The organism is Chromobacterium fluminis (assembly GCF_011602385.1).
Lineage (GTDB): Bacteria > Pseudomonadota > Gammaproteobacteria > Burkholderiales > Chromobacteriaceae > Chromobacterium > Chromobacterium fluminis.
In genome coordinates this window covers 73,322-99,827 of the sequence record NZ_JAAOMA010000004.1, presented here as the reverse complement: position 1 = coordinate 99,827, position 26,506 = coordinate 73,322, and the positions used below count along the sequence as shown (strand labels likewise).

Sequence of the window (26,506 nt, the reverse complement as noted above, 5' to 3'; positions counted from 1 at the left end):
GTGTAATGACTGATGTAACTTACGGAAGCACCAAAGGCGGCACATCCACAACTAGCGCATCGAAACCACCCGAACACAACATAGAATATCTTGGCTCTTATCAAGTTAATCAAAAGCATGAATTGGAGTCACCCCTCAAAAAGAGCCTTGAAGCCCTTGAAGCATCAGCTGCGCGGTTCGCAGCTGATGCGATCAGCGATTCAAAAGTCAGAATATCCTATCAGAATAACATCGAGAGAATGTCAAAGGCTGTTCTTGAAGAAGTGAACGCGGGACGGTTAACTGCTAAAGAGGGTATGGAATTTGCATCAAAAATGCGAAATCAAATCATGGTTGAGCATCGCGCAATTACATCCGCACACGTCCTGGCCTCTGCCGAGAAGTACAAGGGGAAAGGGAAAACCACAGCCGAACTACTAGATAAATACTCTGATCAGCTTTTCAATAAGAAGTTTGAAACCCTGAACCCATCAGAAAAAAACAAGGTTTACTATAAAATAGTAGAATCGTCAGCAAAGTCTAACCCTAACTTTAATGTCAAAGCGAAAAGGCTTCAAGTAATTGGAAAAGTCGGCTGGATTGTTACAGCCACTCTTGCTGCCTACGCAATTGCTTCCGCTGACAACAAAGAAAAGGAAACAATAAAACAAGGGGCTGTTATTGGGGGCGGCATGCTTGGAGGCTTTGCCGCTGGCCTTCTCGTTTCCACCATATGCGGGCCGGGTGCGCCATTTTGCGCAGTTGCAGTGACTATCGCGGGCGGAGCGGCTGGCGGCATAGCAGCAGGCAGCCTTGCCGACACCTTTGACGATGAACTGGAAGAGTTTACAAAATGGAAAATAATGTAACTAGCCTACACTACTGAGTAGGTAGATATCGGAGATATTACGTGGAAGCTGAAGACGAACTGAAGGAATTATGCATAAGTCTGTCTGACTTATTCGCTGCGAGCGACATTGATTACAAGCAAATAGCAAACAAAGCTGCTAAATATCAAATTAACCAAGTCGAAAACGCTCTTTTCAACCTAGTCGGCCCTGTCTTATGGCGCGAGTGCTATTCAACAACCCCAGAAGTATGGGGGTATAGTGGAGATTGGCTCTGGTCTGAAATACAGAATAATTTAACTGAGGAAAGAAATTCAAACACCATCAAGAAGGCTTATTTTGATATTAGAAGTATGTTTATAAGATGGACTATTAGAGATGAATGGAATCGCTTGAAAGATGAGATTCATGCTTGCAAATCTCAAGCTAGCCAGGGCCAATAAGGGCGACCAGGATTTAAGGATACCGTGTATGCTCTATGCCAAATCCGGTTTGTATGTGCACCGGCATAGAGTTTAACGGCCAGCGCATCCGCTGGTCCGACCATCACCCCATGTTGCCTGTCCTGATGCACGATGGTTCGGTCGAATGGTGCCAATGGGGCTTGCCTGGCGTTGCATTGACCACAAGCACGCCAAGCGGTGGCCAGCTGTCGCGGCTTTGTTGCATAACCCCACCTTAGATTTCGAGCGGGAACTGGTACCACTGGACTTCGGTATGCGCATCTTGGCAGAGGGGTAACGGGCTCTGAACCCCTGCCAAGAAATATCAAAAAAATCATCTTTTAATCAAGCACTTAGATTAATTTCCGCTGTTTTTCTCACGTTCTACGTAGGCCCTGAGATATAACAATTTACCCGGATTTCCCTGCTGGCCAAGTCCTTCTCTAACCCAAAAACCTCCTCTAGTTCCCTGATCGGATAACCATCCGTATAATAATTGTTATGCGTGCTAGGTACCCACTAGGCCTCAGCACACTAAGGTGGTCTGCTCTGTAGACTAGGTTCTGATTGGCGGTTCACCGTAGTTCCGCCCAGTGCGGATGGTGCGATGGACTGCGTCAAAATCGTTGCCCACATTCAGCGCAGCAACGCGGGTGTGCTGCAAGAGATTCCTGTTCTGCTGACGGATCAAGGAGTGTTGCAGCCACTGCTTGAGTATTGCCTGGAGCATGCACATGCCCGCAGTACGAGCTGGATGGAGTTTCGCATCCAAGCGGTTCAACTGCTGCTGGCCTACCTCTCGGCCAATGTGCAGTGCTTCGACGACCACCGACGCTTATTTCGCACATTCGTGCAGCAACTGTACAGCGGCACCATCGGCTCTGATGGGCTCGACCCGAGTGGTCTCTACTGGCGCCCACGCTCAACCAGATCAGCGAACCGCTTGATTGGCAGCCTGACGGAATTCTCGGAGTGGATGGCCGACCGATACGACGTCGAGCAGTTGAACCCACTGACTTCTTCCAGCCGCTACGAGGAACAGTTGCGCTGGGCTGCGTTCCAACAGCGACATGCTCGTGCCTTCCTCGCCCATACTTGGGACAAGGCTGCTGCGAAAGAGAAGGCTCGCCAAACCCGCACCGCGATCATGCGGGAGCCTCCTCGATCTCACTATAACGGCGTCAAATACTTCCCAGACAAGCGGTTCATCGACTTGCTGTTCAGCGGCTTTGTGCGGCCAGGTCAAGCCTGTAATCCCTTCATCGACCGGCGCCTGAACCTGCGGGACATTCTGATCACGCTGCTCTTGCATGGTGGTGGCCTGCGGGTTAGTGAGCCGCTGCATCTTTATGTGCACGACGTCGGTATTGATCCGCAGGCAAAAGGCCCGACAGGTCGTGGTGTCGCCCTTGTCCGCGTCTTCCATCCCTCCGATGGGCGAGCTCCTGACGACTGGCCTGAACAGTCGTCAGGTAAAACACTCAACAGGGAAGCCTACTTGCGCGGCAAGCATGGACTGAAGCCCAGAAATCAATACGTGAGCCGCAGTATGCGAGCGGGCTGGAAGGTTCGTAAGCTAGACGACGCTGCCGGCAATTACATCCAGGTGCAGTGGTTTCCGAAAATCTTCGGGGAGTGGTTCCTCGATGTGTGGAAACTGTATCTGCGCCAGCTCCGCGAAGTGCCCAGAGCACACCCGTTCGCCTTCGTCGTGTTGCATGGGCCGGATCAAGGCAAACCGCTGTCGATGGACGCCTACCTCGCCAGCCACCAGCGAGCGGTGCGCCGCATCGGTCTCGAACCTGCCAAGCTGAACGGGACGACCGCCCATGGCCATCGTCATGCCTATGGACAACGCCTGGTCGATGCCGGCGTCGATGTGCTGGTGCGGCGCAATGCCTTGCACCACGCCAGCCTGGAATCCCAACTTCCCTACACGGAGCCCTCCGCTGCCAAGGTGTCGGCGGTACTTGAAGCAGCTACAAACAGGCTGGAAAACGGTGACGGAAACGCTGCACTGGAGATGGCCGACCTTCTGGCCTATGGCTTCGAGGACGTTGATCCACTGGGCCTGCTGTCCGGCCTGAACCCCAAGCTATAGGAGTGTCATGAGCAACGAGTGCTTGCCAATACCACGCAGTTACGACCTCACCCTGTCCTGGATAGTTGATATGTATGGATCGGAGTGGAAGCCATGGCAGGAGCTTGCTTCACAATGGCTGGCGTTACATGAGACATCCGTTTCGCAGCGTCTGCAGGCGTTGACCTGGTTTCTGGAGAACTACCTGGTCGCATTGGGACTGCCGTCACCGCCAACCCAAATTCTGGTGCGCGACTTTGAAGCCCCCAGCTTCATCAGGCAACTGACTGAGCCGGTTCAACTGTCTGGTCGGGCGAAGGGGTATCGCCGGAAGGATAGTGCAGTCCGCATCAACAACATCGTCAGCGAATTCCTGGACTGGGTATTGCAGGAACAGCATGCGATGGATGACGACGAAGGTCGCACCTTGGCTTCCAGTGGCTATCGCAATCCAATCCCGCGCCTGGCATTCGGCAGCAGCATGCCGGTACCGACCGAGTCGGTCCGTACGCCGTTACCATACCGCTATATCAGCGAACTGCGGCAAATCCTTTGTCCAAAACCGGAAGGCCACTTCCGGGACTGGGTCTGGGCGCATGCCAAGCGAAAAGATGAGCGTGAAGGTGGAGATTGGATACCGGTCTACTATGACCAGATCGATCCCGATGATCCAGACTGTGTCTGGCGCAGCCGTATCGCACCGAAACATAATTCCAACTTGGCCGACATCGGTAATCGTCGCAAGGTCGTCGAGATCTGGTCGCCAGTGCGCGCAGTGATCCTGTACCTGAAACTGGAACTTCCCCTGCGTACGTTTCAGGTCCGACTGCTGGACTCTGGCGAAGCGGACACCTGGCGCTATATCCGGGGCGAGTGGTCAGCCAATGCAGGCCCCTTGGCCCAGGGAACACCCTCCAAACCCTGGCAGCGTGGGGTGTTTCGCCGGCTGATATACGGCGACGATGTGCAAGTCGGCCTTTATGTAAACACCAACAAGACGGCAGACCTGGGCAAGGATATGCTGGATCGCGGTTACGTCATTCCCTGGCGGCACGAGCGTGTCCTGTACTGGCTGGAGAAGCTGCGCAACTGGCAGGAAAAATACAACCCGATTGGACGCTCTACACCATGGGCCGACCTGCTGCCGAAGCATCTCGATGACGTGAAGTCTCCCCAGCTTCTGCAACGCATGGGCGGTTCATGTTTCCTATTCCGGAATGCGGCCGCAGACCAGCTAGAGGATCGCGCCAAACCCATCCCCTCGTCGCAGGTAGTGGATTTGTGGATCAAGCTACTCCGCGAGTTGGAAAAACGGTGTCGTGACCGCGACGAATACTCCCGGAGCGGAGAGCCGTTGAGCTTCGTCAAAGAGGGGTCACGGAGGGCCTGCCATTACCCTTTGCATGCACTTCGCGTCTCCTTGCTGACCTCGTTTGCCATTGAGGGTGGTGTGCCGATTCCGATCCTGTCGAAGCTGGTGGCTGGCCATAGTCGCATCATCATGACTCTGTATTACACCAAGGTCGGGCAGGCTCACATGAATGCCATCATGGATGAGGCGGAGCAGCGTCTCATCGACCGCGAGCAGGCGCAATTCGAGCGCTTCCTGCTCAATGCGGACTACCAGCAAATCAAATCGATGACGGTCTTCCACGATGAGTCTGGACTTGGCATGATCGACCAGTCGCGGCGCCCCAGTAGCTGGGAGGTGCTGGACAAAGGGATCTGTCCAGTCGCATGCGCCGGCTGCCACAATGGTGGACAGATGCTCAAAGCGCCTTCATCCGGCTACGGTGGAATCTACGAAGCCGTGCCCAAGGATAGCCAGGGCAATCCTCGTAACTGCGTGCGCTGCCGGTGGTTCGTCACCGGCCCGGCGTTCCTGGCGGGACTGGTCGCGCACTTCAATAGTCTGAGCTACGAGGCTTCGGAAACGGCCACGCGGTATGGCCGGTATGAGAAACTGGTTTCCACCCTGGAAAACGAGCAATGGGATTGCTCGGTTCTGGGGCGGCCATTCCTGCAGCAAAGCGAACTGGCACGGCTCCATTTGCTCCTGGCGCAGGAGGCGGAGCGTGCCGATGCCGTAATGAACGACATGCACGCGACGATGAAGCTGATAAAGCGCTGCCTGGAGTTGACGAAGTCGGAGCCCGGTAGAGAAAACCCTTCGGCCATCCACTTGATCGGCTCCGACGATTTGCGCCAGATGCATGTGAGCCTTCGAGAAACGAATGGCGAACTGCACCAGTTGGAGGTGGTTTGCCGTAATGCCGTGGTGTTTCCAAACTATGATGCGACGCGCGCAGTCTTGCGCCGGAGCCAGGTGATCGACGCCATGCTTCAATTGTACAAACGGCCACCTGTGTTGCTCAGACTGGCGCCGGAAGAGCAACTGCACGTCGGCAATGCCGTGATGCGGCTGATCGAGACCCGCACAGGCTCTCTGGAGTCAGCGGTGCATTTCGTCAGCGCCGAAAATGCGCTGGTTGATGTGGGCATCCTAGATGACATCGAGAGGTTAGCGATCGCCGCCGGCGAACTGGTCGAGCAAGTAACGCTGCCAGATTGGAGCCAATTCGTATGACCACTCCCGAGGTTCTACTTGAACAACTCAAAGCGAAGTCCAACGCCCGCAAGCAGCGGTCTCTGCAGGTCATAGACGACATCTGCCGGGAACAACGAGAACGCGGCAGCGACGACTTCACTATTGCAACGATTGGCAAGCTGTCCGAGCTACGCTCCGGTCCGGCCCACCAGGCAATCCGCAACAAGAGCGGCGAAGATTACCGTGCGCTGATTGCGGCATGGGCTCAACATGTTGGTGTCCCGACCAAGAAACCGGCAACTGGCCGAGTTTCTCGTTCGTGTGACGACGCCCTGCTCAAAGGGATCAGCGACCCGGTGATCCGGGCTGAGGTCGGATTCCTACTGGCGGAGAACCGCAAGCTCAAAGGACAGATTCGATTACTGCAGCAAGCCTCGCAGCATCCGATTGTGATTGACCAGCGGACTAGCGCCGGCATCTCCCCACCGGTTGAAGTGATAATGGGCGTCGATCTTACCGAGCTGGAGTGCGAGGCGTTCGAGCATGCCATATCGCCAGCCTGCCTGGATGAGAATGGATGGAAGATCGATCAGCGCGGAGCAGTCTACGATGCGGTGAGCGACCGACGCATCTTCAAAAACGGCTTTGCCACCGGGGTGCGCAAGGTACTGGCCCAGGCAAAACGAAAATGAATAGCGAGGACAACATGAGCGTGGCTTATAACCTTGCCTGCCTTGAGACTGGGCAATACGTTTGGGTGGGAGCGTTAGCTCCAGGTGGTCATACTGTCCCAGAAGGCCCCGCCGGCTCTATTGCACGCTTTGCACTCGATCATCGCGGTAAACCGCTGATCGTAGTGAACGATACGCCCCCGATTCTGATGCACGGAACAGAATGGGGAGCTGGCACAGGGCAAGCCATGCATGACGGGAATCGTGGCATTCTGACGTGATTAGCGCCGCCTACCTATAAAAGGAGCCGATATGCAGTCTGCCCGCAAACCAAATCTCCAACCGCTATCGATGCTACCGATGATTGCCGGCGTCGTGGACGACCAACTGGCAAGTCTCCAACAGCAGTTGGACAACCTGGAGCGAGCACATGCTCGCCCTGGCTCAATGGACGACGTCACCATCGACCGAGTGTTGTTGGCGTTCGGGGAAACCAGGGATCTGCTGCCCGTCTTTGCGCGGCAACTTAATCACTGGCGAGACAGCTCGCCGTCGGCGGCTCAACGCGATGAGCTCGACAGACTCGATAGGCAACTGACCAAATCGCGCAAGGCCCTCGACGCCATCCTGGCACTCGCGCCGGAAATCAAGACTCAGACGATTGAATCGTTGATAGCTCGGAGCGATGCCATACTTGGCCTGGAAGGGGTCCAAGGAAGTGGAAGGTTCGACGGATGAATCAGCCAAGCAGGATTTGTTCCGATGCCTGGGGGGCGATTCGTGACGGCCTCGAATGCCTGACCTTCCACCAAATCAAGGCAACCGCCGCGCTTGCAGGAATGGATACGTCCAAACTTGCAGATGTAGATGAACGTCCTGGCAAGGATGGAAAGCCGGTTCGGCCCGCGAAGGGCGTGCTGATGGCGGCGGTCGACCAGGTGCTGGCGCAGATGCCGGACGATAAACAGCGCCGATTCATGTGCCTCACCGCCGAAGAGACATTGCGCCATAAGCCAGATCTGTTGCCGAAACTGGAAAGCGACCTGGCGCGGTTGGGTTGGCAGTGGATCGATAATACGTTGCTGCCGATCGAGCTGTTCGATCCGGCCGACCTGGCGGCACTACCGGAAGGGTTCCACGCCGATCTTGTGAAAGCCGGTCAGCGGTTCCGCGATGGCGACCTTGGTGGTGCTATCTCAGCGGCCTGCGGCGCAGTAGATACGGTCACTGCCTCGATCTACCACAGTGCGGGTCTAGGTGACCCTACTGCCGACTCGTTCCAGCAACGCTGCAACCGAGCCCTGGATGCTCACAAGGTGATCGAGCATATTGACACCCAATTACGCGAACTCGGCTGGGAGGAAGCGGGGCTCAAGCCGTTGCGCGAGAACTTCAAAGGCGCGCTCAATCAGGGTGCGTACGTAATGCAAAGCCTGCGCTCGAAAATGGGCGACGTACACGGTACAAAACCGATCCTGAAGCCGCTGGTTTACGACGCGCTCAAATGGGCAGAGCTGTTCGTTCATACCCTGGCGAGGGGCGGCTGAGTCAGCCGTGCGGAATTGATGTGTCTTTGACTGAAATTATTATATCTTAAGGTGTTATATAACAATCGTAGAAGCCTTACAATACAGGCTTGCTAGCGAGATTGTTATACGCCACATACGTAGACCGTGAGAATCCCTGCCAACCCTCAAGGGGGTGATTCACATCCTGCTCAATGGGCATTACACCTTCCATAGCGAGGGCAAGCTCATCAATCTGGATGAGTTGGTGGCGGAGCTGGATCTGGGCTGACAAAAAAATCTGGGGTTTGGGCTTACTACCCCTGAATCGGGGATGGCCAGCTGCCGGCACAACGAGTGCAGTACGATCTGCGGGACGGACGAGAACTCGTCACAGAACGTGCCAAGGTAGCGCACCGTGGTCAGTTGGGTGGCATAGCCGAGCCGGTTGTGATCGCCGCGCAAAGACCCAATGGTCTTGTGGTCGTCATCGCTCAGATGGAAATAGCGTTCGAGTTCTTCACGGCTGGGCTGACCGACATACCGGCCAAAGCCGTCGCGCTGTTCTTGGGTGAGAAATCCGACAGGCATCGATCTTCACTTTCTTGGTGACGACAACATCTTTTGCCGCAGGGCGGCCGCTCGGCGTCCGGCTGATGCGGAGTGCAGTCTACTCGGGGTTTGCACTCCCCGGTCCTGCCCACTCGATCCGGGCAAGGGTTTCGATCAGTGTGGTGCGCTTAACGCCGAAATTGCGGCACACGGCCGCCTTCGACATCCCGCCATCGAGGGCGGCAAGGATCGTTTCCAGCTTCTCGCTGTCGATAGCCGGCGGCCGCCCGCCAGTGCGCCCGCGCCGCTTGGCGGCAGCCAGGCCTGCGACCACGCGCTCGCGCGTCAGCGCGCGCTCGTACTGCGCCAGTGCGCCGAACACATGGAACAGCAGCTCGCCCGACGCCGTGGTGGTGTCCATGCCTTCGGTGAGCGAGCGGAAGGCCACCTGCCGTTCCTTCAGCGTGTTCACGATGGTGATCAGATGCGACAGAGAACGGCCGAGACGGTCCAGCTTCCAGACGACCAGCACGTCCCCCGGCCGGACGTAGGCCAGCGCCTTGGCCAGACCGGGGCGGTCGTCCCTGGCGCCGGAGGCGTGATCCTCGAACAGGTGCCGCTCGTCAACGCCAGCGGCCAGCAGCGCATCTCGCTGCAGGTCGGTAGACTGGCGGTCGGAGTCGGACGATACCCTCATGTAGCCGACAAGCATGTGCGGAAAACCCATAGCGAAAGATTTCCGTATGCTATACCATGACGACAGAGTTTTCCGCACATTTTTAGGCGGGTTGTGCACGGGACTTCTGACCATTCGCGCCCCGTGTCGTAAAACATGTGTTTCCCGACAGCCTTGGGGCCGATCAATGAAGAACCGCAGCGTCACCGTACACGGCACTGTTGTTGCCATCACCACCCGCCATGAGCAGGACTACATCTCCTTGACCGACATGGTGAAGCGCTTCGGTGATGAAAGCATCCTCTACAACTGGCTGCGCAACCGCAACACCATCGAGTTCCTCGGGATTTGGGAGCAGATCAACAACCCGGCGTTTAACCCTATCGAATTCGAGAGGTTTAAGAGTCAGGCCGGTCTGAACAGCTTCTCGCTGTCGCCGAAGAAATGGATCGACGCTACCGGAGCCATCGGTTTATACGCCAAGGCCGGCCGGGGCGGCGGCACCTACGCACATCGAGATGTCGCCTTCGAATTTGGTTCCTGGCTCAGCCCGGAATTCAAGCTGTACCTGATCAAGGAGTTCCAGCGGCTCAAGGATGAGGAGGCGCGCGCCACCTCGCTGGAGTGGAACTTTCAACGCACCCTGGCCAAGGTCAATTACCGCATCCACACCGACGCCATCAAGGAACGGCTGATCCCTCCGCAACTGTCCAGGACGCAGACGGTGACGGTCTATGCCAGCGAGGCCGATCTGCTCAACGTCGCACTGTTCGGCACGACGGCCGCTCAATGGCGGCAGGCTAATCCTGGCCAGTCCGGTAACATGCGTGACACTGCCACGCTCGAGCAGCTGGTCGTACTGTCCAACCTGGAGAGTATCAACGCTGTGCTGATCCACCAGGGGCTACCGGCGCAGGAACGCCTGACCCAACTGAATGCGATCGCCATCACGCAGATGCGCTCCCTGGTCGGACTGCCGGCTATCAAGCAGCTAAACCAGATGCAAGGACAATTACCCGCTTCCCAATCGACCCACCAAGGAGAGGATGAGAATGGCCAGGCTAACTGACGACGAATGGAGCACGGTGCAGGATGGCCTCGACACTCCGGCCATCCTGAGCACGATAGATGCGGTGGACCGTCTGCGGCACGCGCTGGCCGATTCCGATAACCCGGACTCGCCCTCGCTGCGCGATGAAGTGCTGAAGCTGTACCAGCTCGGCATGGCCGTCCAGCAATACCAATCCGATGAGCAGGCAGCCGAGTTCTTCGAACTGGCCAGCGACCTCGAGATGCAGGCGGTCGAATTGCGTGAAGCGCTCGACGTGATTCAGACCATGCTGTCGAACATCACCGAGCTCTACCCGGAAAGCCTGTCCTATGAAGACGGCGACGACGAGTGAGCCGATCGAGGGATTAAGCGACAGCGAACGAAAGCTACTACTCAAGGCGTTGTGAGCCTTGCGTATGAACGCGAGCGAGCATGGCTGAATGCTTGCCATTCAGCAGACACAGCTGGCCGGCCAGAGCCGCCCATCGAGTGCTATGGCATCGATGAGATTCAGCAACTGGCACACCGACTCGGCGGGCGAGCGTTGCATTGGACGCAGTGGACCGAACCGCTGTGATGACCAGCCAGCGCCAACTGGCATTTTTTGAGGGGACAGATGGGTGAGGCAAAACGACGCGGCTCGACCGCAGAGCGGGCAAAACAAGCCAGAGAGCGCCGGGAGATCCCGGTCGCCGACCTGATCCAGGAACTGGGCTTGCCGCCAGACAGCAAGTACATGGGCTACGTCATCCACAACCCGGATCAGGACGATTACCTTGCCACGATTGAAGAACGAAACGACCAGACCTTCCGCGCCTACGTGAGGTCGCCGGAGACAGCGCTGCGCTTTACCGACTATGCCGAAGCGTGCCGGGTGGCCGAAGACATCGCCAAGAAAACCCTGATCGGCGTGCTGTTTGACGTGGGCAACCAACTCTACGTGGCATTCAACGAAGAATAATTATCCATTAGGCACGTGCTGCGGAACCGCACGCGCCCAGGATGTAACCATCGACCAAGGAAAAGCAATGACCATCAAGAGCTGCATCATGAACCACATCGATCTGGTGCTGTTTGTAGTTTTGGTCGCTGGCGGATGGTACATCTTGATATGTAGTGAGCAAGATAGAGCTGCTGCTGCCGGTCTCGCCGGCGCCCTGTTCGGTGGCGCCGCGCTCTTGTTGGGCAACTGGATCAATCGGGCCAATGACAGATCCAAGGCTGCACAGGAACAGGCCGACCAGGTAGAAAAGCTCAAGACACTCATTGCGGCCGAGCTGGTCGATGTGGCCTGTGGCCTGATGAATTCAAAGCAGCTTGTCGATGCGGCTATCGTCAGCCTAAACGCTGGTGGGCATGTAGATGAGAGCCTGGACATGAGTGCATACAGGCCTCGCCAAATGCCTTTCACCGACAGCCTTGGGGCGAAGGTGCTGGTCATGGGAACGGGAGCAATCGACGCAATTGTGATGTTACGCTCGAATCTGGCCGTTACAAGGCAAAGGATGGATGAAGTCACAGCCGGAGCCCGCTTCGGGCTGCTAAAAGCCACCTCACTATCAAGCAGCTTAGGGCATGACATGGGGGTGTTGGCCGAGACGTTCGAGCATGTCGCACCAGATAGGAAGCTCCTCCTACCTGATGCCGGCGAGCCAGAGCTTGTGACTGAAATTTTAAAGCGCGCAGCAAAGCCTCCGGTTATCCCTGCAGCCGGGCAGTAGCCCAAACATTGTCCGCCTAACATCTGACTGACGGAAATTTCGAGGATTCCGGCTTACCCCGCAAGAGTACGAGCGAGCGCACGAAACCATCAATAAGGCATCGTCATGTAGTGGCCTCAAATTGCAGCTTTGCTCCCACGAGGGGCTTAAGTGCAGTTTCTGTTCCATTGCTCCCCAAACCCCTTAATCGGAATTTCCTTGCGTGCTCTTGCCTGTTTAGCACGATCCGCGATCGCACCTCGCCGTTTTGCTTCTCCCATAGAACCTCCCCACTATTAAATTAAAGGCAAAGACATGGTACGCCATAGGCCGATAGAATTGCTACTGCCTGAGCGGTGTTCAAGTTCCAGATTCTGAGCAGGGGATGCCCCAACCACTACTGTGCTATTTTTGGAGTAAGCTTGCTCAACATATCTCGGATTGTTTCGCCCATTTTGATGGGGGAAAAGGTGGCCAGGTTTTGGATTCTGATGGTGTCCATTCCCAACACTCAACACCCGCGGCTTTGTATTCATTTCGCTTCTCGCGCTTGCGAGCCTCGTAGCCCATGTCGTCAGTAATGCCGTAGATTTCCATGTATACCTCGTGGGGCGTGTCGAGAAGGATGAAGTCTGCAAAGGGTATGCTCGTTCCAGCTTCGTAGCGCAAAGGCTTCATGAATCGGCGCTTTTCGGAGACCAGTGCATGCGCAACTTCTAATTCATAAGTTGAATCAACTGGAATGAAATTTCGTGAGGTCGCCATGAGCCCTGCTCTTTGAATTTGTAGAAGTCCTTTCGCTGTTTCCTTAACAAGGAATATACCAATAACCTCACCAGGCCATGAAGCCTTAACCTGGTTGATAGGTTTGGGGTCTCCTTTGCTTAGAGCATTGATGGCATTTAATAAATCAGGCTTATGTGGTGCAAGACGATCGAGAACGGCGATCTCTGTGGGGAATGACCGACGGATGCGATTGAGTCCTGACGTGTCGAGCCATAAATTGTCCTTCAACCCAACTACTTTAATTCTTCCACCAAATCGGGCATCGTTAATCGAGTCTACCCTTCCAACTATAATCCCCTGAGGCTGCTCCTCAGATTTTGTTGCAAGGCGATTTCTAAACAAGGCCCAGAGATTCTCCTTTTCCCTACTCTGATCATCCGAGATTGTGCTCTTGGACTTTCTGGGACGATGGGCAATATAAACGACTTGCTCAGCAGATCGTGATCCAAAAGCCGTAGTAGCTATTTCCTGCGCCAGTGCTGGTGCAACGTCATTGTCCCAGTCTAAGTCCCACTGACGCCGTATTACAAGTGCGGGAGAATAGTGATCCAACTCAGCTCGTGCCCACCAATCATGAAGAAGTCCTAGAAGGCCAATAACGCCACGTTTTTTTGTATCAGTGCCGGATCTGGCTCTTGGTTCGTCTTCTGAAGCACTTTCACCGACTTTTATACTCAAAGGGAAGGAAAGCTTGTAATCAACGTATCCATTAGGCTTTATCTGAATAGCCTTTTCATACTGGCCGGCACCACTTTTAGAGGGGTCTGGCCGGTAGTGGTCGCAGTTCAACTTATGGAGATGACCAAGGTTTGGAAAGCCACGAAGGTGGACATCTTGGCCTGCTTGAACAATTACAACTGATGGATAAGGGGTATGGCACAAGCACAGAGGGTAGCGCTGATCCTCCTTGGCTTTGATCAGGCGTGCGCGAAGCCCATCTTTGTCGGTTTTGATGTCTTGTAGAGTAAAGTCTATGCTGCCCAGGCGATAGCTGTGGATACTTCCGGTCATGGTAGGCTCCTTATAGCGGATACTCAATTTTGACGTTTAGTTGTTTGGAATGCCAGACGCGAATCGCCCAAATTTTTGGCTATTTCAGTGGGTTATACCTTGTTGGATTGAGAATTTGGGCATAGTTGGGTTTGATATAGTGCCCTAGACTCCACTGAGGAAACGCTTTACTGCAGTGATGAATGCATCAATGGTCCGGCATTCAAGGATGACCAGATATCCCTCGGCAGAATAATGCTGTATCCACTCAACTTGGTCATCACTTACGGCCCCCGTGCTCGACTTAAGCTCGATCGCAAAGCCGGCCCATTTCCCACAACGTGCGTTCAATAGGAGATCCGGTACACCTGATTTTACCCCCATTGCCTTGAAGCGACCGGCTTCAGCTTTAGAGCGCTTTCCGCCGTTAGGTGTATGAAACATCCATTTTAGGATGGGATACACACGGAGGTGCAGTTCGACCCAACTGACACAAGCCATTTGTAGATCTTCTTCTTCAGTTTGGCGCTTTCTGACCAACTGTGCACCCATTGATTTACAGTTGAGATTTTTGAAATCAGTTGAACTGATCCTAGGAGTTCCAGACATCAAAGCCTCACAAAAATGCAAAAAAGATTGTGAGAGCCTATGTCATCGAAACTAATTTTCAAGAGGGGTAAAAATAAAAAAAGGCGCCGTAACAGGCGCCTTGTTTGGTTGACATTCAAGCCGTGTTCAACTTTCTTTGAGGTGGCTTGCGATACGTACGGTGACCAAAGCGCTTCCACACTTCCCTGTCAATCGGAAGGGGGTTTACGCGTCCGGTGTTCAAATTAACGAAAATAACTGAGTGGTCTAACGCACCGCGGCGGAACATAGTCCACAATAGTTGAAGACCATGCGTTGCGATCCCCTGGTTGATGAAGAGTTCTTGCTTTTCCAAAGCTTCTGCAAGGCTGCAGGATGGGAGGTCATCCTCAGGAGCATCTTCTTCCAGCACGGACGGGAATAGCTCAACCACAGTGGGTAATCGCATATGCCAGTCCTTTTGTTGATTTCCTAGAGGTTCTCCCAGAACTACCTGGCCATCGCCTGCACGGTTACCAAGATCGAGCCAGTAATCCGTTCGAACCCGACGACAGTATCCCAGGATTGCTCTGCGGGAGGCCCGCGTATCAACACAACCAATCACGATTTTCGCACCGTAAGTATGGTTTGTACTAGTACCTTCAGTAAACCTGCAGGGCATAGCTTGCCATCTGGTGCCAAAGGCCGCATTAACCCTTGTCACTAGGACGGTTGCTTTGTTCTGACCAACGTCCTGTGGGTAAAAGAGTTGCCTGCCGACATTTGCCTCGCTCACATTGTCCTCATCGTAAACGATGACTTTGAGACCGTGGCGGTGACCAAGGGCTAGCAAGGACGTATGAAGACGGCCTAATCCGGTGAGAATCTGCGATCCGGTGCCGCCGCATCCGACGAGAAATACTGTAACTTCGCCCTGAAGACGGTGACTGACTTGGTGTTGGTGCATGATGACTCCAGAAAATGCTGGAGCCATCCTGCCGGATGGTCCCCAGCGGGTTTGATGAAGCCCCAGAATACTACTTGGGGCCAGGTATAGGGATGAAGATTCCAAGCAGGCAAAGCCTGTACGCCTGCTCTTGAATGCTTTGGTCGCAAAGGCCGATACATCCAGCAATTTTGACCTCGCCGGCATCATCCCGATTATCCTTCGGGGAGAAGTACGCTCCTCCTTCTCCATGTGAATGTAGATCCAAAACTAAGGATTCATCTTCATCAAGGACTGGACGAATGTAGTTCAGTTCATCTTCACTGGCATGGGTGATGTCAAGCCCCCGATATCTAAACTCCCCAGATTGACCATTCCAGGTAATCCAGGTGCCATGCTCGACTGGACTCGCCGCACGTGCTTCGGCACAAAAGCGTGAGATTAGGTCGATCGGTAGCTTCTGGAAAGAAAACTTCACTTTCCTTGACAGCGTTCCATAAGGCATTGCTACAGAAGACTGAAGGGCTACCGGCCAAGTTGCATGAAGCCATGGCCGGAGGACTTCGACCCAGATGCCATCGGCCGCTATCAGATACCTATGCCCATAATCTTGCATGGGGCAAAGTTCCTGATGTGCCGGCACCATGATGGTTGGTACGGCTTGCTGTAGAGCCTTATCGATTGGGTTGAGCATGAGATCTCCTAATCAACAAAGCTAGCTACCGTCAATGGGCATCCACCCTTCTTGAGGACGGGAACCAACACCGTTTCGGGGATGGTATCAATTACACCGGTGACTAGGTCATTCCACAGCCCAACCAATCCACCATCGTACTTGACTGCATCAAAGGCGTTGGAATGAGTGAACAGTGTGTCAAAGAAGCTGCTTTCCCATGATTTGATCCGCTCGATGAGCGTTCCGTCTGGGTACTCAACGTTTCCCTGACACATCCGCCCGCCTTTCCAAACATTGAAGAATGGAGACTCGAAGCATTCTGTATCAGGGCCAGGCCGAGTATTTCCTTTGATAGCCAGAGCAAATAAATCACCAGGGGTGGCTTTGAATACCAGCCCGGGGTGGCTCACAGAAAAGGATTTTTGCTTCTCGTCCTTTCCTCGAACAAACAAGGTTCGGCGCCCGGGTGGGCACCACCAGCACAGCTGAGACGGAGATCGAGCCAGAACATTCTCTGGCAAGTAGCCTGAACCTACGCCATTTTCCTCAGCCAAGTCGTGCAGTGCTTTCGCAATGCTCTCCATGGTCAAAGGAATGCCTGCACCCAGTTCTATTCCATTCTGGCCTTCCTGAATGGAATGCTCCAATGCAAACCTTATCGGACCTCGGTGCGAGGAACGGTAAAGAATAATTGCAGAATCTGGGTAAACAGAATCCAAAGCAGTTCTAACACTTGCACTTGGTTGTGTCATGAAATTCCTTCAGGAGCTTTAGAAGATTCTCGGTCTCCGCAAGGAGCCGAAAGCCAAGTTGAAATTCATCAAGACTTCTGATGAGATCGTTGGGAGTAGTGATCGGGCAGCAACATAGGTAATCCGTCATTCCATTACCGTTTCGCGCTCCCTCGTAGATGTCGTCCTCAATACGCCTTGCGAGTAAGCCATCATCCCAGGTAAGTACAGCAGAAGGCTCTACGCAAAGATCAAAACGACAATCAAGTAGCCCTGGAAAGCAGGCCCCCTCGTTTAGGAGGGTGAAGATCGCTTTCAGGGTTGGTAAAACCCGATTACAAAGTTTGTCGATAGGTTTTGATCCAGAGATACTTAAGTTCCACCAGTGCTTGTGCCGTATCCACTTGATGTCTTTTTGGTAGCTTCTTTTCAAGTGGAGTTTCTCCAGTCGAGCTGGATGAAGTGCATAGCGCGGTATCGAATCGGTGAAGTCCTTGAGTTTCACCATATCCTCTCGGACAACCTCTTTTGCGGCCTCCGTATTTGCGTAGTGGAGTTGCTCATTTAGTGCAATTTCCTCATCTTCCTCCCCGTACCAATGTAAGCTTTGGGTACGAAATAGTAACTGTTGAGGAGTGACGAGGAACGGCCCTTTTTCGACAACTTCTTCAAGGAGACTCATTAGCACATATGCCAGCACGGGGATGCGCGTATGAATGGCGGAAACTGCTCTGCCAATGTTAATAAATCCCAGGTTCGGAAGGGACAACCCAAGCCAATGCTTAGCCTCAGGTTTGCAATCCACTTCCTCTGCTTCATCCTGATAGTCATCGTCATCATCGCCGGGGAGATAAGGTTTGATGTCTTCGAAGAGGAAACACCCCCCCCAATAGGAAAAATGTGTTTGCTCGAGCCAATGTTGTAGAAGCTTTTCCAGGATATCCGGTTCGAAAACTTCCTTGATCTCTGCGAGATTGGACATCTCGGGTCGGTCTAACATGGAAAGAGCAATTAATGCATATTCCCTTCGTTTGGTTTCGAGCCCTGTCCCAAGTGTGACCTTGGGGACAAAGTTTTCACCTAACTTCGGGATTATGGGAGCAGAACATCCATTCCCAAAGGTAATACCAATGGGTGGGATAACTTCTCTTTGGTTGATAATGAAGTCAGGGCTTCCCATTTGGGGGCCTCCTCATCTTTGGTTAGATAAAAGCCACCCTGGCCGTTAAGCGGATGTGGCATGTCAGAGTCGACGACGGCCTGGAGCCGCCGCCGGAGTGACTCCTGCGGCGATTCCATGATTAGCCTTTCGTTCCTACTGCTTTACGGAACTCGTAGACCAACACTCCCCCTTTCTCGACCGGGCCTTCGACAACAGCCGTGATCAATTCGGGGTAAGCGGCGGCATAGGTATCCAACACTTGTTCTATCGATAGGTTCGAACCAGGGTCGGGCAGGTTGATAGAGCCATACTTGAACGTGCGCTTAAGAACTATGGTTTTGATAGCCATGATTCTCATCCTTTAGAAAAGATCGCCAAGGCCACCAACCGCGGCCTGCGGATTTGCGTCATTAGCCGACTTTTCTGCCCCTTCACCTTCACCACCTTTTGATACCGGTGGCATTGGCTTGGAAGCATTCTCAGCAGCTTTCTTACTTGCGTTCTCGACCGCCGTTTTGCCGGCGGCCTCCATCACAAGCTTGGACGCTTCCAACTGCTCAGCCAATGAGCTGCGCGACCCCGCATATTGAGCAACAATATTGGTAAAACCTGCATCCAGCTCAGCGGCCGTAGCCGTGAGGGATAGCGGAGTTGCCAACGCACTGCCGATATCCTTAACCTTCGGAACAACTACAACAGTGATGTCGTCGCCAGAAGCGCTGAGTTTCAGAGTGAGATCTGTGCTTTGCAGCAAGGGCTGCAGATTGGAAAAAATCATGATGAGTCCTAAAAGAAGTTGCCTCGCTCTCCCTAGGGGGAAGATGAGGCAGGTTGAAAAAGCCCGGAGGCTTACTTTTTAGTAAAGTCGAAAAATGCTGGAACCTTCCCTGCGAGGTGAGTACCGCTGAATGTGAGAAGGGCTTCCACTATGGCGCTCTTTTTACCCGTAAGAAGTTTTTTCAGTGCTTCTTGGGTGATCACATCTCCAAGGCCGACTTCATTGCAGTAGGCTTCGATCTCGGCAACCGTGAGCAGCTCAAGGAATGCCTTGTCGACTTTCCAAAGTTGCGTCAGGTCTGCTTGAAGGTATGACAGAAGATTACGAACATGCCGTATTTCAAGTTGGTGCAGAGCATAGCCGGCCATCACATCGCGCAGCTTGTTGAACACCTCAGGGCTGATTTCCCCGAACATGGCCATGCCGGCAGATGGTTCTTCTGTAGAGGAGAATTTCTGCTGCGTAAGCTTGGTATATGTTTCGCGGAATCTGTTACTGTCGAAATGACGGATATTCCCTGTTAGGGTCAACCAAGTAAGAAAGTTGGCAGAGGTTGCTGAGTTGGCGGTTGTCAACATAAAAGCAATCCGGCGCCATGTTTTTTCGACATGATCCTTGATTGCTTGTCGTGTCGACGATGCTTTTGCGACTCTTGGGGCTGAAGTGCCCCCCTTGTCAGCTGAACGCTTAGTACCTGATCCGCCTGTCTGCGAGCTTACCCCCTTCTGAGAATCAATTTTACTTTTCATCTCTTTCAGGTACTCGCCCTGCTTCAATGTATGGCATTGGGAATCGAAACAGATTTCTCTCTCAATGACCCCCATCGAAGCCGGCTGCGCAGAAACAGTTGCTCCATAATTGGCGCAACTGCGGCAGGCATTCATCTGCACCTCGCCAACAGCTCGGGCGCCGGAAGATACCAACTTAATAGGTATCGTTTTCCCCTCACCAGGCTCAAGATACTCCACTCGCTGAACCTCTTGTTCGAGTTCCGCCTTGATCTCGGCAAGCCGACCTATGGTCTTTTGCTGATAGCATGACGGGTGGGAGCAGCTACCATCTCCAATGTTCTCGGCAAAGAGCGCCGCCTGCAACGAAGAGTTGTGTCGGCAATTGGTACAATCTGCTTTATCAAAAATTGCCACGCTGAGCTTCTGTGTGATGCTCATCAGGTTATTCTTGAGGACACCGACTGACCAATCTTTTTCAAGCACCCGGGCGAGTACAGCAGGCTGCTTTTCAGCATCCAGAATCGCAAGCAACTCGGCGTGTCCGAGTTTGATTTTCCTCTCTGTAAGTGCTGAGCGTACCTCAGGAATACATTGCATCAACGCCAGGCGCCGATCGACCATACTTCTAGGCCAACCAGTGGCCAACGCCACTTCGTCCCGATCCTGGTACCGCATGAGCAGCTTATGGGCTGCTTCTGCTTCTTCGGTAGGGCTCATTTTGGCGCTATGGACGTTTTCAATGAGTGCAATGAGGTCCGCCTCTTCGTCAGAAAGGATCAGGACGTTTGCGTCGAGCTCAGAGTTCGGCCCGAAAAGCTCGCAGAAATTTGTCCACCGCCTTTCGCCGGCGACCAGTTCCAGGTCAGTGCCGTTGGCATCGATTGGGACAGGACGAACAGTGATGGGGTGGATCAGATAGCCAACTGCACGAATCCCCTCCTTCAACTCAGCCATTTCGGCTGGATCAAAATAGGTACGGGGATTACGGCCGCGGCGTATACGATTGCACTTTACCTTCTGATGCCCCAATGAATGTAGGGTTGCTTCTGGTGGAAGTGGTGCTGTCATGGGCTTGCTCCAGATGAAGAGGGGAGCATGCCCTGAAGGGGCATGGCCCCCAAGGGTGGGAAAGACGGTTGAAAGGCAGGATGAAACCCGCTGGTACTGCTAGATGTACTTAGATTATCTGGCGTAGGGAGCTAGTCGTCAACATAGAAAGGACCTGAAATTACTGAGCGTGACGACTAGTCGCCCCCGGATTAAGCTGAATTATGCTGGTTTATTAGACCAACCCGATTCGACCTTAAAAACAGGGAGTGTCAGTGGCCCGCGCTCATTGTTCTGAAAGACCAACTCAGGGATCCCAAACGCCTCTTTGATCTGCGGAAGTTTCGCCCAGTCGGCCTTCACGACCATGCGATATTTGAAGGTCACATTTACCTTTGGACCGGCGGAGCTCTCTTTCACATCGGATATCTCTATGACTTGAGTAACTTCGCCGGCTCCATAACAAAGCTTGCCTGCACCAGGTTTCGGCTGATATTTCTTCCCTTCTGGAGTCAGCTCAAAGAGGGCGAAATTCTTGACGCCGGACTTAGATGGTTCTTGCTGGGTGCCCTTGGCATGTATCAGACCGACCGATTCAAGCGCCTTGTATGGCGCCAGTGCCTTGGCATCCACGTCCTTAAAGGTTTGACTGCCTGGGTGGCTATCAGCGAAGAGCTGAACACGCTCAAAGGACGCGCCACTGGGGAGCTCTACGCAAAGTGGTTTTTCATCAGCCAAACCATTGTTGAGGGCCAGCTTCAGCTGTTCGTCAGGTTTGCTTGAGTTACAGCCGGCCAGGGTTGCGGTCAATATTAGAGGTAGCGAAAAATGGGACAGAAGTTTCATTCTTAGTTGGTCTCATCAAAGGGATTTTTTACGGTATACGGTTCTATCACCGTGATGGCATCAGGCAGGTTTTTCTCCGATTCCAACGCCCTTATCACATTGCTAAGGAGAGTGTGCAGCTCCTTGGCAAGAACAAGGCCTGCCTTGTCTTTGGTCACGACCGCGGAACCATACATCGCTACACGATCAACGCGGTTCTCAATATTCATGTCACCGAGAAGAAGCGAGTCGGCCTCGTTAGCAAACGGCTCAAAAAGGTCCTTCATCAATGTGTCCTCAGTGCAGGTTGATCAACTTTTTCAGATAGTAGGCGCTGCGAAAGATCTGCCGATCATCAGGGAGTTTGGGATTTTTCTGCCCCTTACCGGCATATCCGCTCGGTTTGGGCTCCGGGAGCGAGAGTTTACTGCGCTTTGAGGCGGTTGGCACAACAGGAAACACATTCAAACCTACACGCGTCTCGAGCTCTTCGAGCGATAAGACTTGGTAATCCATCCCTGGGGCGTTTTTCACAACATACGCGGCGCCCATTCTCTTAGTAGGATCGTAAATGGCCTTGAAGATACCTGTCGGAACAAGCACCTGACCACGGTCGTACCCGCTTCGGCTGTAGTCTTTGAGCTCGGCACGATCACCGGTACGTAGTTGGTCTTCAGGGTGGAAGCTATTTCGGCGCTTGAGGCTGCGTGCCGCCTCGATGCGAGCACGGTTCAGGAATTCGGCCGAGTAGAGACTGCTTTTGGTGACGCCACTATGCAAGGAGGAAAAGGCTTCAAAGCACAGCTCTTGTGTACGGGGGCTCAGTCGGCTGTTCGTCAGTTCAGGAGCCTGGCCGCCGGCAAAGTGAGCCGGGCACGAGCTAGGCTGGCCAAATGCAGAACCAACTAGCATCAAGCAGTTGGTAGCAAGGAGAAGAATGCGTTTCATGGTTGGTCCTGTTCTTGGTGCAATGGATGCATCGTGGCAGACACCGTTCTAAAATCTAGGCGGCAAAAAAGCCGGAATGGTCTCCGGCTTAGATCCCTCGGCTAACATGCCTACTTGCCACGGCTAGGGTGACTTGCTTCCCATTGCGCCTGGCAGCTTAAGGCTGGAAGGATGGCGATCTGATGGTATTGGGCCTTGTCCGTCATGTTCTTTTGCACATAGGCCCAGATGGGGCGGTCATCGCTGTCGTACTCGCTGTGCCAAGTCCCTGCCGCGACACGCGCTGGCTTGGCTTCATTCAATATTTGTCGCCGTAGGGTAATGTTTGATTCAGCTTCAGCCGTGTAGATCCCGTATCCGGACATCAGTTTCCATCCTTCGAAACCTGCATTGGTGAACTCATCACCTGGTAGTGGAACGACAAACTTACCTGAGGAAGGCATTTGGTCGCGATAAATTCCAATGGGGGGATATAGTCCCCCGAAATACCTCTGCCATCCCCTGTCCGTCCAAAAGTATGCTTGGTCTTCTCTGGGAGAAGCTAAGCCGATAAAGATCATTCCTGGTCGGCTCGAGTCCCCTTGCTGGGTGACCATAATCGATGGGCGATAGTCCTGATTACAGAAAAATTGGCCTGAAGACATTGTGGGCCGGAAGATGCCGGCGGAAATGCTGCTGACGCCCGAGTCCGCGTTTGTGTACATTGAGGAACTCAGGGTTACGGCCAGAATGGACAGTTTAGAGAATGCTTTCAGTTTCACAATCTTTCTCCATATGGGGACTCACAGAGTAGATAAGGTCTTCATCATTAGGAGCCCCAATCTCAAACTGCTGGACAAGGGAACCGTCTACGACGCTCTGATGAACAAGCCTTCCATGTGACACGACTGTGCCGATCCCCTCCTCTTCATAGACCTCAAGGAAAGGCCGACCAGGAGGATGGATCAGCATCAGGGCGGACCCATCACTCACGGCCGCTTCGGCCACAAGCCCCCGATCAAGAGCACTACCAGGGATAGGGGGTTGAGTCAGTGAAACTAGTCCAGAGCCTCCGTCGGGATCTACTTCCGCATAGAACTGGTGAGCACTTGGCTCGATTTGAAGAAATGCGTTCGGATCATCAGCGGGAGGAACTTGATATAGGCGTGAATCCAACAGGGTCGCTGCGATCGAATCGGCGCCGCCGGCGTAACCGCTTTCATCGGTCCGCTCCAGGATGAAGTTCCAAGCATCGATAGCACGGTGTTGAACGTGGAGGATTCTAGAAGAGGACAACCCAGTACGTTTCTGAATCTGGTGTATCTGTTTTTTTGTCAGGCCAATATCCGATAAAACGGCGAGCATCCGCGCAAACTGTACTTGATCGTTTTGGAAGGTCTCATCGTTGTGAACAATGTCGGCTGCGGACAGACGGGTGCCTGAAAAAGTAAGGCTAAACAGACCCTTGAGACCCATTGGAACCCTTTCGAATCGATCGTGAGAGGAGGAGTAGCACGGCAAATACAATGACACCAGCAAACATTACTAGGCTCTTCCCGGGGGCACTGCTGGCAAAGGACCACCACATAGGAAGCGTTAAGATGGCCGCGGCCCAGATGGTGATGAACTGCGCTTTGGGCCCTGCCTTGCGCACAGTTTTGATGAGCCCCGGCCAAACAATGTGGGTGGTGATGGCAATGAGCATAAAAAATTGGATGATAATCGGCATGATTTGGATGCTACCTGACTAGCTGGAGGCAGTTCACTCGCGAATCAGCAAGATTTTGGGCTAATTACAAGTCTTTAGGCATGAAAAAGCCCTCGATCGCCGTAAAGGCAACTCGAGGGCTTGCGGGTTGATAAATGTTCAAAAAATTGGTGAGCCGCAAATGCCAAAGTTTCAGGTGCTTACTAGATCTGGCACATTGGGCATGGGGTGCGCTTTTCATCAAACTCATCCTCGACGGCCACCTCCTCAGGGGTGAACCACATGGAGTTGATCATCACCCCAGTCTCTCCAGATACCTTGTTTAGTGCAGAGTGGTTGAGTAGCTGCTGCTCATGCTCCCATGACAATATCGGGGTTCCGTCGTATTCTTTCATCTGCTGTCGCATACCTTCGGCGTGTAGCATTCGTGTCGACCAAGTGACGATATGCTCCATCTGCTTGTACGATTCGCCACTATGCCAAGTATATGATGCCTTACTTATTGGCCCGGACGGATCGAAAACTTCGCTCGGGGCCTGCAGGTAATAAATAGCAAACCTAGCCTGGTTGCGTACTTCATCTGCACTGTGCAGATGCAGTGCTTCGTAGGTGGACAGGAGATGGGCGAAACGCCCTTGCAACTGACGTTTGATCCCAGCCAATGAGCTAGAATACGATACGATGCGCTTGTGCCAAATGAAGCTTTGCCCGAACTGCCAGCCATCAAAGAAGAACTCAGCCCCAACAAATATGCCATTTTCAGGAATAAGTGATAAGCTGCGCTGACGCTTTACGCGTCCAGGTATCGTGTCTTTGGTCGGCAATGGCAAGCTCATCCAGTTCAGTGCAATGCCTATTTCTTCCGTAAGCGAAGGTGCTGGCAAATGCCTACCTTCATCGACTGGAGCAAGTTTCTCGTACGACATTACTCGACGAAATTCAATCGGCTCCGCCTGCAGTAGACCAGTACGTTCAGATCGTCGCTGATAAAAACATCCGCTGCAGCCACTGCGAGTACGGCGTGCGTAGTACTTTGGAATTCCGATCGTTTCTTGAAGAATCGAATACACGTGCTCTCTGGAAATGCCCATCTCTATGAACGGCATTTCTGTTGAGACTTCCTCGATTGTAAAAGCTAACCTGCTGCTTTCATCGGCCCGAATTGCCACAAACATGTGTTTCTGGATTCCGTCGTAACGTTTGAGCCACTCCCGAAACGGTTCAAGTTTAAGTGCACGAGTACACCATCGGTCTGTAGCTGAGGGAAGAAACCCCCCCCACGTATCAATCAGGTCGTACAAACCCTTCTCCCCAACTATGCGGGTGATCGGCTTGCCAAGAAATAATTCAAGCTTGTCCAGGGTACTGTAAATTTCAATTTCTTCGGCTTTGGTATCCGTGAAGATGTATTCAAAATTCACTTTGGGATACAGAAGCTTTAGTACTATTGCCAACGCTGAGCTGTCACCTCCGCCAGATAAGGGCACTAGATACTTGTCAGTTGGTGGATCACCTGGCAACGCATACTGACTCGGTAGAGCCTTGATGCTGCTTAGAACGCTGGGAAAAGTCATGAGGTGTCTCCTGGTTAATTCGCCTGGTCCTTCCCTACAGGGAAAGACTGCAAGGTTAAAGGTAGATTGGGTTTAACTGTGGGTTAGAGAATTGCTAGTTAAAGGGCTCTCCTCTTCGGTAGGCCAAACCACTGGCCATCGATTTGAGTTATTTCATAGTCAGCCAGGTCTTGTTTCAGGCGAGATATCTCTCGTTTGACGTAGGCTTTCTTGGCATAGCCACAAAGATTTGGCCCCAAAATAGAAGTACCTTGGTTTAAGATTGCAGTTTTCGTGCCATCAGGATCGAGATTCTCCCGATGAATGGATGTGAATTCACCTCTTACGCGTGCTCCGCACTTGTTGTACAAACGCAGCTGTATGCGATGTTCGACATCTAGCTCTCGTTTATCTACAAAAACGAAGCCTCCTCGGGTTGTACGAATCTTGGTCAAAATGATATTCATCTGAAACCTCCATAAATGCTCATGTGTGAATAAACCACACATGCAAAGTGCTAGCCCCGCCACCTTAATGGCGGCGGGGCTATGTCATAACTACATCCAACGAAGGAAAGGGCGTAGGGCCTTGTGCGGAGGGACTTCCCACCGCTTCAGCTCCCTATTTCGGACTGCCCCCAATTTCTGGGCCTCAAAGCGTTCCGAATAGGGAACCTTGAGAGGCGTAACGTAGCTGCGGCCGAAACTGAGCTCCCACTCCCGATCTTGCTGCAGATGTTGATTAATCTGGCTTTTCAGGTTCTCACGAACACCAGGGTCAGTTGAAAGGTTAAGTTGCTTTTGGAGGTCGCGGAGAATTGCGGCACGGTAGGCTTTTTGGTCATAAACACGACGGTGCGTGCGCATGGTTGCTTCCTTGGTTATGCGCAGGCACCTCCCCTGCGGGAGATAGTCCCGCGCGGGTTGGTAATTCATAGATAATCAGCTCATACCAACGCCGGAGTTCGGCGCCTTCTTAGAGCTGAAAATTGAGTTTGTCGATGACATAGTCACCCTCCATGCCAAA

The 26,506-nt window shown here is 53.2% G+C and carries 30 protein-coding genes and 1 pseudogene; 12 read left to right on the top strand and 19 right to left on the bottom strand.

Annotation, left to right across the window (positions count from 1 at the left end; all coding sequences use genetic code 11):
- Window positions 1–5: 5 nt before the first annotated feature.
- The 8 genes from HA052_RS04680 to HA052_RS04645 all read left to right on the top strand — a co-directional run bounded on the left by HA052_RS04680 (window position 6) and on the right by HA052_RS04645 (window position 8,116).
- Window positions 6–848, top strand: coding sequence for a hypothetical protein (locus tag HA052_RS04680; protein ID WP_206118767.1), 843 nt, complete (start codon window positions 6–8; stop codon window positions 846–848).
- Window positions 849–889: 41 nt separating this feature from the next.
- Window positions 890–1,270: a DUF7079 family protein gene (locus tag HA052_RS04675; protein ID WP_166450997.1), complete on the top strand. Its 381-nt coding sequence runs from the start codon at window positions 890–892 to the stop codon at window positions 1,268–1,270.
- Window positions 1,271–1,877: 607 nt separating this feature from the next.
- Window positions 1,878–3,371, top strand: a complete 1,494-nt coding sequence (gene gmtY / locus HA052_RS04670) for a gamma-mobile-trio recombinase GmtY (protein WP_166450996.1) — start codon at window positions 1,878–1,880, stop codon at window positions 3,369–3,371.
- Between the two features lie 7 nt (window positions 3,372–3,378).
- Window positions 3,379–5,937, top strand: coding sequence for a gamma-mobile-trio integrase GmtZ (gene gmtZ / locus HA052_RS04665; protein WP_166450995.1), 2,559 nt, complete (start codon window positions 3,379–3,381; stop codon window positions 5,935–5,937).
- Entirely contained in the window at window positions 5,934–6,590 is a 657-nt protein-coding gene (gmtX, locus tag HA052_RS04660) for a gamma-mobile-trio protein GmtX (protein WP_166450994.1), read from the top strand. The genes gmtZ and gmtX overlap by 4 nt, the downstream gene beginning before the upstream one ends.
- Window positions 6,587–6,850 carry a hypothetical protein gene (locus tag HA052_RS04655; RefSeq protein ID WP_206118766.1) on the top strand — a complete coding sequence of 88 codons (264 nt, stop codon included), beginning with the start codon at window positions 6,587–6,589 and terminating at the stop codon, window positions 6,848–6,850. Before gmtX ends, HA052_RS04655 begins: the two co-directional genes overlap by 4 nt.
- 31 nt (window positions 6,851–6,881) lie before the next feature.
- Complete coding sequence (locus tag HA052_RS04650) at window positions 6,882–7,307, top strand: hypothetical protein (protein ID WP_166450993.1); 426 nt, start codon at window positions 6,882–6,884, stop codon at window positions 7,305–7,307.
- Complete coding sequence (locus tag HA052_RS04645; protein ID WP_166450992.1) at window positions 7,304–8,116, top strand: hypothetical protein; 813 nt, start codon at window positions 7,304–7,306, stop codon at window positions 8,114–8,116. Before HA052_RS04650 ends, HA052_RS04645 begins: the two co-directional genes overlap by 4 nt.
- A 333-nt stretch (window positions 8,117–8,449) precedes the next feature.
- Here the strand turns inward: HA052_RS04645 and HA052_RS04640 are convergent.
- Both HA052_RS04640 and HA052_RS04635 read right to left on the bottom strand, forming a co-directional pair.
- A pseudogene (locus HA052_RS04640) lies at window positions 8,450–8,665 on the bottom strand (DUF4158 domain-containing protein); the annotation flags it as partial.
- 79 nt (window positions 8,666–8,744) lie between these two features.
- Complete coding sequence (locus tag HA052_RS04635; RefSeq protein ID WP_277345068.1) at window positions 8,745–9,353, bottom strand: recombinase family protein; 609 nt, start codon at window positions 9,351–9,353, stop codon at window positions 8,745–8,747.
- 136 nt (window positions 9,354–9,489) lie between these two features.
- Here HA052_RS04635 and HA052_RS04630 point away from each other — a divergent pair, with 136 nt between their 5' ends.
- The 4 genes from HA052_RS04630 (at window position 9,490) to HA052_RS04615 (ending at window position 12,074) form a co-directional block, all read left to right on the top strand.
- Window positions 9,490–10,371, top strand: coding sequence for a KilA-N domain-containing protein (locus HA052_RS04630; RefSeq protein WP_166450991.1), 882 nt, complete (start codon window positions 9,490–9,492; stop codon window positions 10,369–10,371).
- A complete protein-coding gene (locus HA052_RS27350) occupies window positions 10,355–10,705 on the top strand; it encodes a transposase (RefSeq protein ID WP_206118765.1) in 351 nt (116 codons plus the stop codon). The genes HA052_RS04630 and HA052_RS27350 overlap by 17 nt, the downstream gene beginning before the upstream one ends.
- Window positions 10,706–10,969: 264 nt before the next feature.
- On the top strand, window positions 10,970–11,314 hold the full coding sequence (locus tag HA052_RS04620; protein WP_166450990.1) for a hypothetical protein: 345 nt from the start codon (window positions 10,970–10,972) through the stop codon (window positions 11,312–11,314).
- Window positions 11,315–11,381: 67 nt separating this feature from the next.
- Window positions 11,382–12,074 carry a hypothetical protein gene (locus tag HA052_RS04615; RefSeq protein ID WP_166450989.1) on the top strand — a complete coding sequence of 231 codons (693 nt, stop codon included), beginning with the start codon at window positions 11,382–11,384 and terminating at the stop codon, window positions 12,072–12,074.
- Between the two features lie 405 nt (window positions 12,075–12,479).
- Here the strand turns inward: HA052_RS04615 and HA052_RS04610 are convergent, their stop codons facing one another.
- From HA052_RS04610 to HA052_RS04530, 17 genes are all read right to left on the bottom strand, one after another.
- On the bottom strand, window positions 12,480–13,850 hold the full coding sequence (locus tag HA052_RS04610) for a DUF1173 family protein (protein WP_166450988.1): 1,371 nt from the start codon (window positions 13,848–13,850) through the stop codon (window positions 12,480–12,482).
- A gap of 144 nt (window positions 13,851–13,994) precedes the next feature.
- On the bottom strand, window positions 13,995–14,438 hold the full coding sequence (locus HA052_RS04605; RefSeq protein ID WP_206118764.1) for a VRR-NUC domain-containing protein: 444 nt from the start codon (window positions 14,436–14,438) through the stop codon (window positions 13,995–13,997).
- 115 nt (window positions 14,439–14,553) lie between these two features.
- Window positions 14,554–15,363: a PRTRC system ThiF family protein gene (locus HA052_RS04600; protein WP_166450987.1), complete on the bottom strand. Its 810-nt coding sequence runs from the start codon at window positions 15,361–15,363 to the stop codon at window positions 14,554–14,556.
- A 70-nt stretch (window positions 15,364–15,433) separates the two neighbouring features.
- Window positions 15,434–16,036, bottom strand: coding sequence for a PRTRC system protein A (locus tag HA052_RS04595; RefSeq protein WP_166450986.1), 603 nt, complete (start codon window positions 16,034–16,036; stop codon window positions 15,434–15,436).
- 8 nt (window positions 16,037–16,044) lie between these two features.
- Window positions 16,045–16,770, bottom strand: a complete 726-nt coding sequence (locus HA052_RS04590; protein WP_166450985.1) for a PRTRC system protein B — start codon at window positions 16,768–16,770, stop codon at window positions 16,045–16,047.
- Complete coding sequence (locus HA052_RS04585; protein WP_166450984.1) at window positions 16,745–17,929, bottom strand: hypothetical protein; 1,185 nt, start codon at window positions 17,927–17,929, stop codon at window positions 16,745–16,747. The genes HA052_RS04590 and HA052_RS04585 overlap by 26 nt, the downstream gene beginning before the upstream one ends.
- A 121-nt stretch (window positions 17,930–18,050) precedes the next feature.
- Window positions 18,051–18,260 carry a PRTRC system protein C gene (locus HA052_RS04580; RefSeq protein WP_166450983.1) on the bottom strand — a complete coding sequence of 70 codons (210 nt, stop codon included), beginning with the start codon at window positions 18,258–18,260 and terminating at the stop codon, window positions 18,051–18,053.
- Between the two features lie 12 nt (window positions 18,261–18,272).
- Entirely contained in the window at window positions 18,273–18,689 is a 417-nt protein-coding gene (locus tag HA052_RS04575; protein ID WP_166450982.1) for a PRTRC system protein E, read from the bottom strand.
- 71 nt (window positions 18,690–18,760) lie between these two features.
- Window positions 18,761–20,488 (bottom strand): PRTRC system ParB family protein, encoded by a 1,728-nt coding sequence (locus tag HA052_RS04570; protein ID WP_166450981.1) that lies wholly within the window; start codon window positions 20,486–20,488, stop codon window positions 18,761–18,763.
- Window positions 20,489–20,689: 201 nt separating this feature from the next.
- Complete coding sequence (locus HA052_RS04565; RefSeq protein ID WP_166450980.1) at window positions 20,690–21,313, bottom strand: SEN1982 family lipoprotein; 624 nt, start codon at window positions 21,311–21,313, stop codon at window positions 20,690–20,692.
- A 2-nt stretch (window positions 21,314–21,315) separates the two neighbouring features.
- Complete coding sequence (locus tag HA052_RS04560; protein ID WP_166450979.1) at window positions 21,316–21,579, bottom strand: hypothetical protein; 264 nt, start codon at window positions 21,577–21,579, stop codon at window positions 21,316–21,318.
- Between the two features lie 10 nt (window positions 21,580–21,589).
- Window positions 21,590–22,240 (bottom strand): DNA/RNA non-specific endonuclease, encoded by a 651-nt coding sequence (locus HA052_RS04555; protein ID WP_166450978.1) that lies wholly within the window; start codon window positions 22,238–22,240, stop codon window positions 21,590–21,592.
- A gap of 110 nt (window positions 22,241–22,350) precedes the next feature.
- Window positions 22,351–23,001 (bottom strand): hypothetical protein, encoded by a 651-nt coding sequence (locus HA052_RS04550; RefSeq protein ID WP_166450977.1) that lies wholly within the window; start codon window positions 22,999–23,001, stop codon window positions 22,351–22,353.
- On the bottom strand, window positions 22,979–23,695 hold the full coding sequence (locus tag HA052_RS04545; protein ID WP_166450976.1) for a hypothetical protein: 717 nt from the start codon (window positions 23,693–23,695) through the stop codon (window positions 22,979–22,981). The genes HA052_RS04550 and HA052_RS04545 overlap by 23 nt, the downstream gene beginning before the upstream one ends.
- Window positions 23,696–24,130: 435 nt before the next feature.
- On the bottom strand, window positions 24,131–25,501 hold the full coding sequence (locus tag HA052_RS04540; RefSeq protein ID WP_166450975.1) for an adenine nucleotide alpha hydrolase family protein: 1,371 nt from the start codon (window positions 25,499–25,501) through the stop codon (window positions 24,131–24,133).
- 98 nt (window positions 25,502–25,599) lie between these two features.
- A complete protein-coding gene (locus HA052_RS04535) occupies window positions 25,600–25,947 on the bottom strand; it encodes a hypothetical protein (RefSeq protein WP_166450974.1) in 348 nt (115 codons plus the stop codon).
- A gap of 90 nt (window positions 25,948–26,037) precedes the next feature.
- A complete protein-coding gene (locus HA052_RS04530) occupies window positions 26,038–26,346 on the bottom strand; it encodes a DUF5710 domain-containing protein (RefSeq protein ID WP_166450973.1) in 309 nt (102 codons plus the stop codon).
- Window positions 26,347–26,506: the final 160 nt, after the last annotated feature.

What these genes read in the sequence shown, in the direction of transcription:
- HA052_RS04680 (WP_206118767.1), top strand. Translation starts at nt 6, where the DNA reads ATGACTGATGTAACTTACGGAAGCACCAAAGGCGGCACATCCACAACT.
- gmtY (WP_166450996.1), top strand. Translation starts at nt 1,878, where the DNA reads ATGGACTGCGTCAAAATCGTTGCCCACATTCAGCGCAGCAACGCGGGT.
- gmtZ (WP_166450995.1), top strand. Translation starts at nt 3,379, where the DNA reads ATGAGCAACGAGTGCTTGCCAATACCACGCAGTTACGACCTCACCCTG.
- gmtX (WP_166450994.1), top strand. Translation starts at nt 5,934, where the DNA reads ATGACCACTCCCGAGGTTCTACTTGAACAACTCAAAGCGAAGTCCAAC.
- HA052_RS04655 (WP_206118766.1), top strand. Translation starts at nt 6,587, where the DNA reads ATGAATAGCGAGGACAACATGAGCGTGGCTTATAACCTTGCCTGCCTT.
- HA052_RS04650 (WP_166450993.1), top strand. Translation starts at nt 6,882, where the DNA reads ATGCAGTCTGCCCGCAAACCAAATCTCCAACCGCTATCGATGCTACCG.
- HA052_RS04645 (WP_166450992.1), top strand. Translation starts at nt 7,304, where the DNA reads ATGAATCAGCCAAGCAGGATTTGTTCCGATGCCTGGGGGGCGATTCGT.
- HA052_RS04635 (WP_277345068.1), bottom strand. Translation starts at nt 9,353, where the DNA reads ATGGGTTTTCCGCACATGCTTGTCGGCTACATGAGGGTATCGTCCGAC.
- HA052_RS04630 (WP_166450991.1), top strand. Translation starts at nt 9,490, where the DNA reads ATGAAGAACCGCAGCGTCACCGTACACGGCACTGTTGTTGCCATCACC.
- HA052_RS27350 (WP_206118765.1), top strand. Translation starts at nt 10,355, where the DNA reads ATGGCCAGGCTAACTGACGACGAATGGAGCACGGTGCAGGATGGCCTC.
- HA052_RS04620 (WP_166450990.1), top strand. Translation starts at nt 10,970, where the DNA reads ATGGGTGAGGCAAAACGACGCGGCTCGACCGCAGAGCGGGCAAAACAA.
- HA052_RS04615 (WP_166450989.1), top strand. Translation starts at nt 11,382, where the DNA reads ATGACCATCAAGAGCTGCATCATGAACCACATCGATCTGGTGCTGTTT.
- HA052_RS04610 (WP_166450988.1), bottom strand. Translation starts at nt 13,850, where the DNA reads ATGACCGGAAGTATCCACAGCTATCGCCTGGGCAGCATAGACTTTACT.
- HA052_RS04605 (WP_206118764.1), bottom strand. Translation starts at nt 14,438, where the DNA reads ATGTCTGGAACTCCTAGGATCAGTTCAACTGATTTCAAAAATCTCAAC.
- HA052_RS04600 (WP_166450987.1), bottom strand. Translation starts at nt 15,363, where the DNA reads ATGCACCAACACCAAGTCAGTCACCGTCTTCAGGGCGAAGTTACAGTA.
- HA052_RS04595 (WP_166450986.1), bottom strand. Translation starts at nt 16,036, where the DNA reads ATGCTCAACCCAATCGATAAGGCTCTACAGCAAGCCGTACCAACCATC.
- HA052_RS04590 (WP_166450985.1), bottom strand. Translation starts at nt 16,770, where the DNA reads ATGACACAACCAAGTGCAAGTGTTAGAACTGCTTTGGATTCTGTTTAC.
- HA052_RS04585 (WP_166450984.1), bottom strand. Translation starts at nt 17,929, where the DNA reads ATGGGAAGCCCTGACTTCATTATCAACCAAAGAGAAGTTATCCCACCC.
- HA052_RS04580 (WP_166450983.1), bottom strand. Translation starts at nt 18,260, where the DNA reads ATGGCTATCAAAACCATAGTTCTTAAGCGCACGTTCAAGTATGGCTCT.
- HA052_RS04575 (WP_166450982.1), bottom strand. Translation starts at nt 18,689, where the DNA reads ATGATTTTTTCCAATCTGCAGCCCTTGCTGCAAAGCACAGATCTCACT.
- HA052_RS04570 (WP_166450981.1), bottom strand. Translation starts at nt 20,488, where the DNA reads ATGACAGCACCACTTCCACCAGAAGCAACCCTACATTCATTGGGGCAT.
- HA052_RS04565 (WP_166450980.1), bottom strand. Translation starts at nt 21,313, where the DNA reads ATGAAACTTCTGTCCCATTTTTCGCTACCTCTAATATTGACCGCAACC.
- HA052_RS04560 (WP_166450979.1), bottom strand. Translation starts at nt 21,579, where the DNA reads ATGAAGGACCTTTTTGAGCCGTTTGCTAACGAGGCCGACTCGCTTCTT.
- HA052_RS04555 (WP_166450978.1), bottom strand. Translation starts at nt 22,240, where the DNA reads ATGAAACGCATTCTTCTCCTTGCTACCAACTGCTTGATGCTAGTTGGT.
- HA052_RS04545 (WP_166450976.1), bottom strand. Translation starts at nt 23,695, where the DNA reads ATGGGTCTCAAGGGTCTGTTTAGCCTTACTTTTTCAGGCACCCGTCTG.
- HA052_RS04540 (WP_166450975.1), bottom strand. Translation starts at nt 25,501, where the DNA reads ATGACTTTTCCCAGCGTTCTAAGCAGCATCAAGGCTCTACCGAGTCAG.
- HA052_RS04535 (WP_166450974.1), bottom strand. Translation starts at nt 25,947, where the DNA reads ATGAATATCATTTTGACCAAGATTCGTACAACCCGAGGAGGCTTCGTT.
- HA052_RS04530 (WP_166450973.1), bottom strand. Translation starts at nt 26,346, where the DNA reads ATGCGCACGCACCGTCGTGTTTATGACCAAAAAGCCTACCGTGCCGCA.